Annotated in this window: 8 protein-coding genes and 2 pseudogenes; 2 read left to right on the top strand and 8 right to left on the bottom strand. The window is 37.4% G+C overall.

Annotated elements, in window-relative coordinates:
- Window positions 1–168 precede the first annotated feature (168 nt).
- Entirely contained in the window at window positions 169–1,644 is a 1,476-nt protein-coding gene (locus FFM67_RS11965; protein WP_137614775.1) for an AcpB/EbpR/MafR family transcriptional regulator, read from the top strand.
- A gap of 544 nt (window positions 1,645–2,188) precedes the next feature.
- Here the strand turns inward: FFM67_RS11965 and FFM67_RS11970 are convergent.
- Both FFM67_RS11970 and FFM67_RS11975 read right to left on the bottom strand, forming a co-directional pair.
- On the bottom strand, window positions 2,189–3,367 hold the full coding sequence (locus FFM67_RS11970) for a site-specific integrase (RefSeq protein ID WP_061724772.1): 1,179 nt from the start codon (window positions 3,365–3,367) through the stop codon (window positions 2,189–2,191).
- Window positions 3,368–3,470: 103 nt separating this feature from the next.
- Window positions 3,471–3,785, bottom strand: coding sequence for a helix-turn-helix domain-containing protein (locus tag FFM67_RS11975; protein ID WP_069017661.1), 315 nt, complete (start codon window positions 3,783–3,785; stop codon window positions 3,471–3,473).
- Between the two features lie 107 nt (window positions 3,786–3,892).
- On the opposite strand from FFM67_RS11975, the gene FFM67_RS11980 reads away from it, so the two are divergent.
- Window positions 3,893–4,108, top strand: coding sequence for a hypothetical protein (locus FFM67_RS11980; RefSeq protein ID WP_016613890.1), 216 nt, complete (start codon window positions 3,893–3,895; stop codon window positions 4,106–4,108).
- A 298-nt stretch (window positions 4,109–4,406) separates the two neighbouring features.
- On the opposite strand, the gene FFM67_RS11985 is transcribed toward FFM67_RS11980, so the two are convergent.
- The 6 genes and pseudogenes from FFM67_RS11985 to FFM67_RS12010 form a co-directional block, all read right to left on the bottom strand.
- Entirely contained in the window at window positions 4,407–4,649 is a 243-nt protein-coding gene (locus FFM67_RS11985; protein ID WP_002335627.1) for a helix-turn-helix domain-containing protein, read from the bottom strand.
- Complete coding sequence (locus tag FFM67_RS11990; RefSeq protein ID WP_061724774.1) at window positions 4,636–5,064, bottom strand: sigma-70 RNA polymerase sigma factor region 4 domain-containing protein; 429 nt, start codon at window positions 5,062–5,064, stop codon at window positions 4,636–4,638. The genes FFM67_RS11985 and FFM67_RS11990 overlap by 14 nt, the downstream gene beginning before the upstream one ends.
- Window positions 5,065–5,459: 395 nt before the next feature.
- Window positions 5,460–6,220 (bottom strand): annotated as a pseudogene (locus FFM67_RS12620) (transposase).
- Window positions 6,221–6,370: 150 nt separating this feature from the next.
- Window positions 6,371–6,682, bottom strand: a pseudogene (locus tag FFM67_RS12000) (transposase zinc-binding domain-containing protein); the annotation flags it as partial.
- Between the two features lie 237 nt (window positions 6,683–6,919).
- Complete coding sequence (locus tag FFM67_RS12005; RefSeq protein WP_137614776.1) at window positions 6,920–12,676, bottom strand: Cna B-type domain-containing protein; 5,757 nt, start codon at window positions 12,674–12,676, stop codon at window positions 6,920–6,922.
- A 736-nt stretch (window positions 12,677–13,412) separates the two neighbouring features.
- Window positions 13,413–14,237, bottom strand: coding sequence for a LysR family transcriptional regulator (locus tag FFM67_RS12010; protein ID WP_204768433.1), 825 nt, complete (start codon window positions 14,235–14,237; stop codon window positions 13,413–13,415).
- Between the last annotated feature and the right edge of the window lie 142 nt (window positions 14,238–14,379).

Here is a 14,379-nt window from a genome sequence, read left to right on the forward strand (position 1 = left end):
AGGATACATTAGAGTCAATGATTTAACTGTAATTAACGGAATGGATTTTCCATTTACACATAATTCTTGACGCTACCAAAATAAATCCTTAATCACTAACATAATTATTTTAAATTTACATATTTTCCTTTATAATAATAATATCAATCCATTGAAAGAAGGCTTATCATGAGACACGCATTATCCTCAACTAAAAATCGTCAGATCAATATCATCCAGATTCTACGAACAGCGAATAATTATGTCTCCATCAAACAACTAGCCGAAAGTGTGAATGCCGTACCAAAAACGGTGGTAAGTGACTGTCTAGAAATTGAAGATCAATGGGGCGATATCGTTCAAATCGAGAAAAGTGCTTCCGGTGAGTTTCGCTTGTCGGAAAAAGACAACCATTCGGTACACGAAATTTTTTCAGCGATTCTTAAAGAGTCGCCAACCTTTCAATTATTGGAGCTGCTCTTTTTTCAGCCGGGAAAGTTGCGGACCGATCTAGAAAAAGAACTCTTCCTCAGCTCATCCAGCCTTTATCGTCGCATCGTCAAGCTAAATGAAGGCTTAGGTGAACGTGGTCTTCAAATCGATAGAAATCAGCTACGTCTGATTGGCCACGACGAACGGCAACTCCGAATTTTCATGGCAAGTTACTTTACTGAAGTCTATGATGTCTACGATTGGCCTTTCCCACTAAATCAAGCAGCGATAGTGAAAGCTGCGAATTATTTAAACGAATCCTTCAACTTAAATTTAACCTTCATTCAAAAAACCGAATTTTCTTTTTTGCTTGCTGTTAGCTTGATCCGCCAAGAGCAAGGCTTTTTCAATCATCAAAAACGTACTATGTATACTAAAAATCATCTGGAATTTTACCAACCATCCGTCACGCATGGGCTAGCTCACTTGGAGTTGCATCAAAGTAAGCATGATCAATGTGACTTGATTCAAACGATTTTCTGGCCTAATTTGGCTTGGGACAATCAAGAAGAAGAAGATCGGATTACACGACTTTGTGACGCCACCATCACTACAATTATCGAAGCATTAGGTATCACTATTTCCCATCAAAGTCGGATAGAATGCGTCGATCTATTAAAGATGATCTATACTTCATACAAGGTCTATCCTTATGAGAAACACGTGGCGTATAATCGTGAACTCTACAACAGTTTAACGATTCAAAGAGACTTTATGGTTTTCAGCAAAGTCTTAATGAAAACACTCAAAACATTGGAAGCCAAAGTTCATTTTCCTTGGTACTCGTTATATTATCATTCTATTCTATTTGAGCTATTTATTTATTGGAACGATCTTCCTGAAAAATTAGCTACCTTACGTCAGCCTGTTAAAGTCGAGGTTTGTAGTGATTTAGGTATTAAACATGCACAGCTTTTAGCTCACTACTTTAAAAATAATTATCCAGGGAAAATTTCTTTAGATATCCAAGCGGAAAAAGTCTATGCTAACGTTGCCCAGGAGTCCTTAATCTCTGATTTATATATCACCAATTTTTCCACTCCAATTATTCCAGAAAAAAAATTATTTGTAATCGAAGACGTGCCTTCTACCAAAAGTTTAAGCGCATTAAGTAAAAGAATCGAAGATCATCGAATGAACAACTTGATTGGGCAACTGTCTTACTTGAATTAAGGATAAAAGCTGTATGAACGATCTTTCGTTCATACAGCTTTTTACTATTTCTATTTAGGAATATCAGATCAGATCATTTTTAGTGGTTGTACTGTACTTTTTCAATCGCAAGCTTTAGCCAGTTCCTTACTAAGCAATTGATTGCCATGAAACGCTATGAACACTAACCCCCTCATCTCGGTAAGGCTACTTCAACGCTTGCTAAATTCAGAGGCTCGTATTAGTCTCGCATGCTTTTGGCGGCAATTTAAACTGTAATTTTAGCCCTCTTTTGACTACATGCATCACAGACATGGGGAATCTAGGACAAATCCAGACAAGGATGTCTGATTTTAAGAATTCAGAAAAAAGAAAAAGCCCTCGTTTCCACGAGGGCCTTGCTTCATCAGATAATAATAGATTAACGACGAATTTCTTTGATACTTGTGAAAAGTCGTTAAAGTATTGATATAAAAAGATTTTTATTACCTCTGACTACATATTGACTACTTTGTTAAAAAATCGTTTTTCAAGAATCCTGTAATACCAGTGCTTTCACCGTTTTTTAACTCTCTAAAGAACTAAAAGCAATCAGAGGTTTTACCTTTTCATTTGACGTTAAGTGGCGATAAATTTTCGAAGTTGTTTGGTCAGTATGCCCTAAGCGATCTTTCAAGACTTCCCAGCTACAGTGCTCCGCTACTAAGCTTGCCATTGTATGACGAGCTAAATGGGTATGAAATGGCTTATTAATTCCCGAGCGATTCACACACCGTTTGACGTGATCATTTACATACTCTCGACGATAAGGAACACCACGTTTACTAGAGTCAAGATACACAAACAAATATGTTTCTTCTATAGTAAACCTGTAATGTTGCCTCATCTCATCCAAAGCCTTAATCAACTGTTGTAACTTTTCCATAACTAGAGGAGTTACTAGAACTCGTCTAGCAGAACTAACTGTCTTAGTAGTTTCAATTCGAAAATCCTTGCTCTTACCTTTAACTGCCGTTTGCTTATAGAATAGAATTTCATTTCTTTTGAAATCTATATCTCCAGGCTGTAGAGCAAGCGCCTCGCTGACACGGCAACCAGTGTAAAATAGAACATGGAATAGTACAGACATTGGTAACTCTTCATGAACAATGCCATAATTCAAAAAAGTTCTCAATTCATCGACAGTAAGAAACTTGTCCTCAATATTATTCACGGCTTCTTTTAAATCAGTTACCGTTAACTGATATTTTGGCATTCTCACAGACTTCATTGGGTTTTCACTTATCAAATTCTTTCTTTGACAATATTTGAAAACCATATTCAGAACTTGAATAAGTGATTGTAAACTATTTTTGGCATAGCCAACATTTGTTCCATTAACGCCACATTCCTTTAAGGTAAAAAGTAGTTCTTGAAGGTAGTCAGGTGATAAATCAGATAACTTTTTATCACCAATCCATCGAACAATAATTTTTAATTGTTCTTCTCGTTTGTCATAGGTTGTTTGCTTTTGCTCATTTAACGAACGGTAATGTTGGAACCATTGCTCACCTACAACACGAAACTTGTCATTGCTTGCAACAATTTTTTTCTTAAGCCTTTGTTGTTTCTCCATTTCAAGATAGGCGAGTTGTGCCTCACGTTTTGACTTAAAGCCACGTCTTGTTGTTCGATATGCTTGGAAGTACCATGTGATCCTACCAGTAGAACTGATTTGCTTCTTGAATCGATCTGTTTTTTCCATTTATTGATTCCTCCTATTTTGAAGGAACCCAACAAGCAGAAACCCTTTGGAAATCTTTCTATCTATGAAATCATTGTACCGCATCTTAGAAAGAAAAGATAACTTACAAAGATCGAAGAAGTCGCAATTTTTCACGATAATCATCTGAATCACTCTTTCTCATCCATTCTAAAACATCATCACGAAAATAGTGTCCCCGAATCCCATACCAACAGGGAGGAAACTCACCAAGTTTTACTAAACGGTTCAATGTGCTATCACTTATCTGAAATAGTCGCTTTAAATCAGTATTCGTTAAAACCAGAGGTAAATGACTAACTGCAAGCAATTTTTCCGTGTAATCTTCCAGTTTTTTTTGTAAAATTGAATAGAACTCTATTTCCAGAGAATTAATATTTGTTTTAACTTCCAACTCCATCACCCTTCTCTATTAAATTCAAAACGACCACCACAGTACCCCCTTAAAATTGTAAAAAACCACTCCAGTATCCCATCAAAACGGACTAGAAAATAGGAATTAATAATATGAAACAAGGAATTGCAGACATAAAAATAATTAAAGAAATTCTTGAAAAATCTACGGCTAATGCAATAGCATCCGGAACAGGAATCAATTTGAGTACAGTAAAAAAACTTAAAAGTGGAGAGAGGGCTGTAGAAAAATTAAATCTTGCCGATGCTATTAAAATCACAGAATTTGGCATGAAAAATATGCCAACCAAAATCGAAATATGGAAATAGTAGTTTCTCTAATCTATCAGCTGCTCTGCCAAAGCACATAGGAATTTCACCTCCCCCCAGTAATGGCGGGCCAATTTGGTTACGGAAGTCTCATTATCGTAGTTATGATTTTTATATTAAATTTGTCGCTCAAAGGATAACCCAGTCATGGCGTTACTAGAAAATCGTAATCTACATGTACTGATAGATTTACTATTCACTTATCAAAGAGCGTTAGGCTATTTTCAGCCTATGGAAATCCTTTATTTTAAACCGATAAAAAACTTCCATAGAATGAAAAGGAAAGGGAAAAAATACTTTAACGAGTTGTGTCAAATTCAAGTATCTTCTCAATCAATTTCGTTTCCAGTTGTCTACGCATATATTCATCTACGTACATAACCATTCCTTTTTCTTCTTCATAGACAGGTTTCATGGCTAATCGTGATATATAATTTTGATATTTTGACAGAACGATGGACATGGCGATTGAATCACCAGAGACTGCGGCTTCAATAGTAGCTACTGGTATAAACGGTATATATCGTTTATTTTGCTTCATAATTGCCACCCAAATACTTTCCTAACTCTTCCAAGGCCACTTGTCGTTGGTACCAAACACTGCCGAGACTTTTCCCAATAATATCGCCAATTTCACGATCGTTGAGACCGATGAAGAAGGACATCAAAATGATTTCTTGTCTTAGACTAGATAATGCTGCAATCGCATTTGCCAACTCCTCATTTGAAATAAAAATCTTTATACCTAGGACAATAAAGCTACCACTACTATTCATATTTGGTTCTGAATAATAAAACTCTGTACCCAGTCCTTTTTGTTTCAATATCTCCATTGAGATTTGACGTTGGCGAAATCTAGCGTATTTCTTTTGAATGTTTAATGCCTCGTTGCGGACTACTTTCTTACAAAAACTGTCAAACGCGTGTCGAATGTGGGTTTCCCCTGAGTCGCCCATAAATTTTCCTCCTCAAAGAATTCATTCAACTCGTTTTACTTCTATCCCTTTCCATTATTACTACAATTTGGGAGTGAGCATTTTTCGAAAAAACTAAATTTTTTTCAAAAATAAAAAAGGCATACAGACAGAAATTGTCTATACGCCTCACAAACAGTTAAAGCTAATATCTTATCTTGCTTTTCATAAATTTGTTATATATATAAGACGCAAATTTCAAGTAGAACTTAGCCACTTATTGAAATTCACTAGTTATTCTATTTAAAACACTATCTAGCATCGCTTGAAAATGAGCTCGGGCATGGCACTGCGCATAGTAGATTGGGCAGAAGTACTGAGATTAACTCCAAAGAACTGTCCAAAGACCATCATGCCAAGGAGGCTCATCATCAAGCTCATGCGGCAGTGAGCGCAAGTTTCGACATCTCTTCAAGTAAACACTCACGGGGAGAGTGGCGTAGCCTAATATTTCTCTTGGTAACGTGTTCATTCAGTCTTGGACACGCCGTATCAATGATAGGGATACATGTTCCATACGTGTTCCCTTCGGGATAAAGCGCCGAAGCATTCCCGTTTATCCACCATATCTGGTCGTTTCTCGATCAGATCGCCAAAAATTTTTTTGTTTCGTCTGTTTCGCGATTTGTTGGTTTTCCGCCGAATCTTGAGATGCTGGTCAATATTTTTTGTTTCCATTAAGCCAAGATCAATATAGTTGTACAGCGTTGTCGTGCAAGGAATCTCTTCATGGGGAAATAAGTTCAGTTTTTTTGCACGTCCCACATGGACATCGGGTGAATACTTTTCTTTCTTCATCTGATGATCAGCATACGCCATGAAGTCTGGGACTGAAACCCATTTTGGTTGTTTGCGACAGTTTACTTGAGCTCTTTCATAAGAATCCTGACCAGCATCGGCGGAATAAACGAAGGGCTCATAGCCATAGGTTTTTCCTTTTTGCACTTGACGTTTAATTTGACGGACCGTACCGTTTTTTACTTCAGTATGAATTGTTTGAGGAGCCGGTCGAGTAATTTTGCGATTGCACGATTGGATAGCGGTCGGTCACATTATTTCCAAGCTTCAATTTTTTTCATTCCTGATACTTAAGGTGTTTGCCTTTGCGTAAATATGTGAAATCCTCAGGACAATTCATCCTTTATTGATTGTGTGGGAACTTCAATAATACATGAAATTGGGTAATGATGTTTTTTATTTTATGAAGTGGCTAAGTTTATTATAAAATCTACCTTTTTAATAATTCTTCTCGATATTCTTCAATTAAAAAAATATCTCTGAATCCTTAACCAATCATAAATATCACATGTCGATGAACTACTCGAAATAAATCATTTGCAGTTACTTTCGACCATTTTTGGCTTTCTCCCATTGGACGGCTCGGATAGAATTTTCCTTTACAACGCAACGGAATGAGTTTTTCATTGTGACACCCTTCGCAAACGAGTAAACGATACCTTTTTCGAAGATCTCCACAATCACGGAATTTTTTTACTTCCTTCTTAATAATTGGACGAATTCGTCGCCCATACCGTTCTAAAAAACGATGCCAATTTTGATGTTCTTAAAAAAAAATGGCTTGAAGAAGATTCTTTTTCATTGGCTTCTTTTACCGAGAAATCAGACAAATGAAAAGGGATAAGAACCTTGTCGCATAGGCTTTCTTATCCTTTCAAAAAGATATACTTCCTTTAATGTTAACAAAAAAAGAAGAACCGAAGTCCTTCTTAATTATAAGGAAATTGCTAAACAACACTAGTTGACAAAGAGCCATTTGATTTTGCACAACTCATCAGTCCTTATTGACAAAGAAAAGAGATCTTTCCAATTAGATTGATTAAGCTCTTCTTTTGTATTTCAACAAGTAAATCGCACCTGCAGTAACGATCAACAGTAACCCAATCATCGAAATGAACCAGTCAGAAGTTTCTCCGGTTTGTGGAAATCGACCTGAACTACTTGGTTTATTGTCAGATCCTGATTTGTTGCCACCAGGGCCAGGTTTCTTCTCTTTTGTTGGTAATAGTGTATTTCTTGCAACAAAAGTAGTGGTTTTTCCGATCTTTTGAATATTGGAAACATAACCTTTCACTTGTAATTCTTCAATGGTGTAGTTGATTTCTTTCCCGTTATTATAAACATCCAAGTCTTCAAAGCTTCCTTGCCAGTTTGATTTGGCACTCAATTTCAATGTCTTACCTGTTTCTTTGCCATCTGCCAGAAGTTTGAAAGTAATGCTGTCTGGGCGAACTCCCGTTTTATCATCATCATCTTTCCAAACTTTCGTGACATTGACATTTTCTTTACCAGGTGTATGACTATTGGTAATATCAAAGCCTTTTATAGAAGAAGAGTAATCCTCTACCTTATCTTCGGCAACACTATATTGGATTTTTTCTCCATTTTCAAATTTTGGCATGTTCTTGAATTCATATTTCCAGTCATTGTCTGCAGTGACCTTAACTGTCTTCACAACTTCTGTACCTTTCAACAAATGAACAGTGATGACATCTGGACGTTTACCATCTTGATTATCATTGTCATCCCAAATCTTCGTGCCAGAAATATCAACTGTTGCTGGGGTGTGGCTGTTAGTAATAACAAAACCTTTGCTAGCATCACCACTGATCACTGATTCATAACCTTCAACAGCTAATTCTTGCACTTCATAAGTGACTTTCTTACCTGCTTTGTATTCATCAAGATCAGCAAAGCTTGCTTGCCAATGATTCGCTGCATTCAATGTTTTCACTTGATCAGTTACTACACCATCAGCAACTAAGACAACTTTAATTTGATCTGGACGGACTCCATCTTGATTATCAGCATCATCCCAGGCTTTGACCACATTGACACTGGTCTTTCCAGGTGTATGCGTATTGGTCACATCAAATTCTTCAACTTCAGATGAATATTCTGGTACAGAAACTTCTTGAATCGTATACCTGATTTCATTACCAGATTTATATTTATCCAAACCAGTGAATTCATAGGTCCAATTGGTTTCTGCGGTCACTTCTTTACTATCTACTTCTTTACCATCTGCTAACAAACGAACTGTGATCGCCTTTGGGCGTTTGCCATCTTGATTATCATTGTCTTCCCAAGTCTTCGTGCCAGAAATATCAACTGTTGCTGGGGTGTGGCTGTTAGTCAATGTATAACCGTCTTTGGCGTTTCCAGTAACTTCTACTTTGTAGCCATTTGTTTCGCCAACTTCTTTGACCGTATAGTCAATCGTTTGACCCTTATCTTTCAAGTCAAGATCTTTCCAAGTCGTGGTCCATTCGTTGGCTGCATTCAATTCGACTTCTTCGCCGACCTTTTTATCCCCCGCATAAAGTTGAACTTTAATACTTTCTGGGCGAACACCGTCTTGGTTATCTTTGTCATCCCAAGCTTTCTTGACACTCACTTCAGTTTTTTTTGGTGCATAGCTGTTGGTGATCTTAAAGCCGCCTGTCATCGTTCCAGTAACATCGCTCTTATAATTTTTGTCTGGATCGACTTCTTTAACTGTGTATTTGATTTCTTCTTTGGTGCTTGCATCAGTTTTTCTTAGTTTTTTAAATGATGCTTTCCAATCATTTTCGGTATTTAATTCTACGGTTTTTCCACTAGCTTTGCCATCAGCGTGAAGTTCCACAGTCACTTTAACTGGACGGATACCATCTTGGTTATCCTTGTCATTCCAAACTTTTTCGATTGGAATATCGACAAAGTGAGTAGCTTCGTTTTCTACATCAGCAATGGCATCTTTCAGTTTAATTTGACCATCTTTGTTGACTACTTCAAAATCAATGGTTTTATCCGATTTTTCATAGCCATCTGGTGCAGAAAGTTCAACTAGTTGATATTCCCCTACCGGAAGTCCTTTGACGGTTACTTTCCCATTTTCATCTGACGTTAAAGCTGTTTTGGTATCCGCTGAAATTTCGCCGCGTTCGGCCCACTTCACGGTCTTATCCGCTTTGAGTCCGTTATAATAGCGACTATCTTCATTCTTGATCGCAAAGACAGCACCGGCTAAAGCTTTTCCTTTTATATCTACTTTATTAAAGGAGATTTCTGGAACAGCATTTTCAATCTTTAGAGTCGCGACTTCTTGTCCTTCTTTATCTGCTTCTAATTTAATTTTTTTGCCATTTTTCAGCTCATCACTGATCGTATATCCAGCAGGAGCTTTTGTTTCAACCAGCAAATAATTCGTTGCACGCAAGTTCCCAAATTTCAATTCGCCCTTTTTATTTGTTACACCCGAACGAACGATTTGTTGCTTCTTACCATCCTTGTCTACCGACCAAAGTTCTAATTCGGCACCTTTTAAAGGAGTCTTATTATCATCAGCGTCGACTTTGACAATATTGACAGAGGATTTTGATCCTTCTCCGGTTCCGATAGAAACAACAACTTTCGTACTTTCTTCTGTGTTGCCCTCTACTTCTTTTTGTCCGTCACCTTTGATCGAAATCTTATTGGTCAAGGTATTTTCGCCGTTATTTTCTGGCATGATCAAGGCTTTGTATTCCATGATATAAGCTTTATCAATCGTCCCGTTCATCTTAATGGTAGCCACTTGTTGGCCGATCTCATTATTTGTTTCAATGTCTACAGTATAATCTTTGCCTTTTCCCAATACCACACTGGCATCTTTGGTGATATTGCCAGCTTGATCGACTTTCGTTCCATAAATTGCAAAGGAATCTTCCGCCAACACTTGGTTAATCGAAGGAGTGTCGGTAATCACTACATTACTCATGGTTGATTGCGATGGATTGATGGTCACTGCCCAAGTTACATAATTGGCATTGTTTGGATCTTGTTTCCCAGACTTATCAACAAAGACATTGCCGTGTTTCACGTTGACTGTTGCGGTAACGTCTTTTTGATAGGTAGCCCCGTTTTTATAGGTCGCTGTATTTTTATATTGTGACTGATCGATTACCTTTCCTTCTAAAGATGTTTCAAAAACGAGATCGTAGGCTTTATTGCCATCCGGTAATTTTGCCGTGACTGTTTTTGATGCGGAATCGTAAGCAATATCTGCATTTGTCACTTCAGCACCACGACTAACATTTCCGTTGGCAATGATCTTCACTTCATACAATTTTGCCGACCCGTCCACATAGTCCTGATTACCGATAATCGGATCAGTGATCATTGCACCTTTCAAAGCATCTTGAGTATAGTTGACTTTTGTCGTCCAAGTAATGTGCTTATTTTGTGCATTATAAGCCCCACCCTTAGTTGCATCGGCCTTATATTCATTTTTGATGTTTGGTTTATGTTCTGTCGTATTGGTATGGTTATCGCCACTGTGATCTTGCCAATGGGAACTAGCACCGTTGCTTAAATCCCCTTCACGACGAGCAAAATCAGTCGTATAAGTTAAAACATAGGTCTTATCCGTGTCTTTTTTCAAATCACCCAAAAATTCCACTTTGAATTTTTGACCGTCCATTGTTACTTTGTAATCAATATCTTTGACTAAAGTTTTACCCCCTTGTTCCTTTAAAACAATGGAGTCTGGGTCTAAAGTGAGATTTTTAGAAAGGGTATCTTCCAGGTACCAGTTAGCCATTTCGTATTTGAATTTGTTGATGGTGATCGTCCAATTGATCTTCCGCTTGTCGTAATCAATATTGGCTTCTTTGACTAAGCCATCTGTATTAATTGTACCTTCGCTGCCAGCTTCATAACCAGTATCGGTTTTTACGGAATTAGTTAATTTCGCTTCATCGCCTTTTACATCATCATCGATTATTTTATTGAATTTCGTCTTATAATCGATATTGACTGCTTCATCGATTCCGTTGGTAAAGTTGACTTTCATTGATTGACCATCAAAAATCACCGTATAATCTTTGCCTTTTTCCAAGGTCTTTCCAGAAACTGTTTTGACCACAATGGAATCTTGAATGAATTCTAGATTTTTATTGCCTAAAGTATCTGTTACATGTGAGTTGGCAGGCAAGTTTTTATTGCCATAGTTGTATTTGATTTGCCATTTATAGACAGTTCCGTAATTGTCATCGTCTGTTTTACCAAAAGTCTTGTCGATCAACTTACCATAGGTCATCGTCGTTTCGGCTTTAGCACTTTGTTCGTCAGTGTTATCATCCTTTAATGTGGCCGTATTATTAAATTTAACATCGCCGCCTGCTGCTGGAATAGCAGAATCTTTCACCGTTGTTTCATAAACGAGTTGGAAAGAATCATTGGTTTTGGCATAGTCGTTGATAAATTTGATGACATTTCCATCTTTGGTATAATCTTTTCCTTCGATTAGAGGATGGTCTTTATCAACACTTACGACCTTACCGTTTTTATCAACGGTTTGACGATACACCTTAACTCCTGTTAAATTTAGGCCCTCAGGCATCGGATCTGTGACCGTTGCATTATTTAAGGTTTCCAAATTCGTATTGATGGAAACTTCCCAAGTGACTTTACTTTCTTTGACATTATTGGTTGCTGCCTTGCTGATGGATTGACCACCTTCAGGCTTGACAACGACATTAAACTCTTTGTCGCCCCCGTCAACTGGGAAAATGATGGTTGTACTTCCTGCATTCTCATCAGTATCCAAATATTGCATATAGGAGATTGTTCCTTTGATGTCGTGTTCGGATTCCACTTTATCATTAAACGTTAAACGCAGGGTACCGTCGTCTTTGATTTCATAAGTGCCATAATCACCAAGACTTCCGGAAACATTAGAGAATTGAATTCCTTCCGGTAATTTTGTTTCATAATAATCACCGGCATGCAGGCCATTTTCATCGCCTGTTAAAAGATATTCAGGAATGGTCCAGTTATAAAGCAATTCGATCATGGCATCTGGATTGATGACTTGCCCCTCTTCAACAGATTTATCATCGATCTTTAAATCAACACCGGTAATAAGGCTATCCCCATCATGGAGTAAATCATTGATCTTGCGAGGTTCTGCTTGTGCAGAAGCTTTCTTCCCTTCAGGAGCTACAGTGGAATCTGCCGTTTCACTTTCAGTTGTGGTTCTCACTTCACTCGTTGAACTTTCTGAGGTAGTGCTTGTCTGGTCAGACTCTCCATTGTCTCCAGCAGTTATTTCTTTTGTTGTCGTTGCTTTCGTTTCACTTTCGCGTACTTGACCAGGAACTAAAATTTCCTGAGTTCCGTTGACACCAGTCACAGTGAAAGTTTGATCATCTTTACCTACTTTAGTAACACTTAGTTTCAAAGTAAAGGCTCGATTAGTCGTTGCGGCTGTTTTTACTTCTATTTTATTATCTATTGTAGTAACTGTAACTCCTTCTATTTTTTCTGTATCTTTTTCTATTTGTACCGGTAAGTTGGTGTTGAAGACATAAGTTTGCTCAGTATCTGTTGTATTATGCAACAATAACATAACATTAATTTTTGCTGAATCTTCCTCGTTATCAATCAGCTTCACCTCCTGTATATCAGCACTATTCTTATCTTCCCGGGTATCGATTGTTTCTGCAACTGATATGACTGGTGAAAATACTGATTGTAATAGCAATACAATTAACATAATCACAGGCATTACTCTTTTCAACCCTTCAAACTGATCAATCGTTTTCCTATTCATCTTAACCCCTCCATCGTTGAATTTGCTCTACTTTGTTATAATTATAAACAATAAGAACCTATATAACAATACATTGAATTAAAATTGGATAAACAGAATTTTGCAGTAGCAAGAAGTGCTACGCACTTCGTCATATCTTTCGTGTTCCACACTATCCTTTTGACGATAGTCAGATCGTTCTGTTTTCTGCGATTGTCGCACTTCTCACACCTCCTAAGTTTCTCAAGATTATTATTGTTCAGTCCTTCATAGCCTGTCAGATGGCTACTACTATGACCTCGGATGACTTCTTACGATTCATCCTGATGTCACCATTAAGATTGTGCTGGCTCGTTATCATTCAACTTACACGACACCCTCGTAAGACCTCCCCCGGTAAGAGCAATAACTTTCCTCCCATATAACTGCTGGATTTACTGTATAGGTTTCAGGCAGTATTAGACTTCGCCTTGTCTTGCAGACTTATCCGACCTAATTCTGCCTTATATCCAGTTTCTGTTCGTCAGTTCAGGAGTTTGCGTCCGGCTTCCTTCAGCTACAACCTCGCGATTGCCACCTTGCCTTTCACTAACAGTTCCTACTGCCAAGCCTGTAACGGACTTTCACCGCCAAGTTATTGCCCATGCAGGGCGCACCAAAAAAACAGGGCCTTTCATCACGAAAGACCCTGTTTAGTATTATCTTGAATATTTTTCTTTAACATTCTAGCAAATTCTTTTACATAATAGTTGGTACCTTATTTTTTCCAAAACGCACAGTATTTTCGGATAATCGGTTTACCAGCTTTTTGAACAGGAATTCTAGTCGTCGCTGAAAGTGGTGATGGTTGAGAACCAATTTTTTCAAGTGGTAAAAATCCACGATTACTAGCAACCATCAGACGAGCTTCTTCCAGATTTCCAGCATAAATGAACTGATTTGAAAATCCTAAGGTATCCTTATAAAAAGCTTCTTCATGCTCCAATTGATCTTTCGAAGTTATCAAGATACAAGGAATTTCTGAAAGATCTTCTACATTTATTACTTCTTGTTTACTTAAAGGATTACGCCGCAAAATCTCAATAAACGTTGTTGGCTGAATGAGTTCAAGATTGACATAGTCTTTTGAAAAAGCCCTTCTTTGATTACTCAAAACCAAATGAACTGTTTGTTGGAGCAACTCTTGATAAAGTTCCTCATGTGTCCCATGGATCAAATCAATCACTACTTCAGGATAACTCTCTGAAAATTCGGTAATCGCTTGATGTAAAACAGGTCCTCCATAAACTTGTAAATAGCCAATTCTAAGATGAGCATCATCGCTTCCAATTCTTTGGGTTTCCAAAATAATTCGATCAATTCGACTCAATATTTGCCGGCTCTCTTGATAGAAATATTCCCCAGATGAAGTTAAACGAAACTTTCGATGCTGTCTAATAAATAATTCAGTGCCCAATTCTGTTTCTAATGATTGAATTTGTTGAGAGATTGCAGATTGTGAGATAAATTCCTGTTCAGCTGCTTCTGTAAAGCTATTATTCTCAACCACCGAAACAAAATAACGCATTTGTCGTAATAACATTGTTTCACCTCCCTAGGGAAAGATTTAAGTAGTATCTGTGCAATAGATAATTATTTTTTTATTAGATCTTAATTGTCAAATTAAGTTAGACAAATCATCAATACTTACGTAACTCAAAAATACTTCCAAAGGTGTTCGATAA

It is taken from the genome of Enterococcus viikkiensis (assembly GCF_005405345.1).
Classification (GTDB): Bacteria; Bacillota; Bacilli; order Lactobacillales; family Enterococcaceae; genus Enterococcus_A; species Enterococcus_A viikkiensis.

Coding starts and splice junctions, on each gene's coding strand:
- FFM67_RS11965 (WP_137614775.1), top strand. CDS start 169: ATGAGACACGCATTATCCTCAACTAAAAATCGTCAGATCAATATCATC.
- FFM67_RS11970 (WP_061724772.1), bottom strand. CDS start 3,367: ATGGAAAAAACAGATCGATTCAAGAAGCAAATCAGTTCTACTGGTAGG.
- FFM67_RS11975 (WP_069017661.1), bottom strand. CDS start 3,785: ATGGAGTTGGAAGTTAAAACAAATATTAATTCTCTGGAAATAGAGTTC.
- FFM67_RS11980 (WP_016613890.1), top strand. CDS start 3,893: ATGAAACAAGGAATTGCAGACATAAAAATAATTAAAGAAATTCTTGAA.
- FFM67_RS11985 (WP_002335627.1), bottom strand. CDS start 4,649: ATGAAGCAAAATAAACGATATATACCGTTTATACCAGTAGCTACTATT.
- FFM67_RS11990 (WP_061724774.1), bottom strand. CDS start 5,064: ATGGGCGACTCAGGGGAAACCCACATTCGACACGCGTTTGACAGTTTT.
- FFM67_RS12005 (WP_137614776.1), bottom strand. CDS start 12,676: ATGAATAGGAAAACGATTGATCAGTTTGAAGGGTTGAAAAGAGTAATG.
- FFM67_RS12010 (WP_204768433.1), bottom strand. CDS start 14,237: ATGTTATTACGACAAATGCGTTATTTTGTTTCGGTGGTTGAGAATAAT.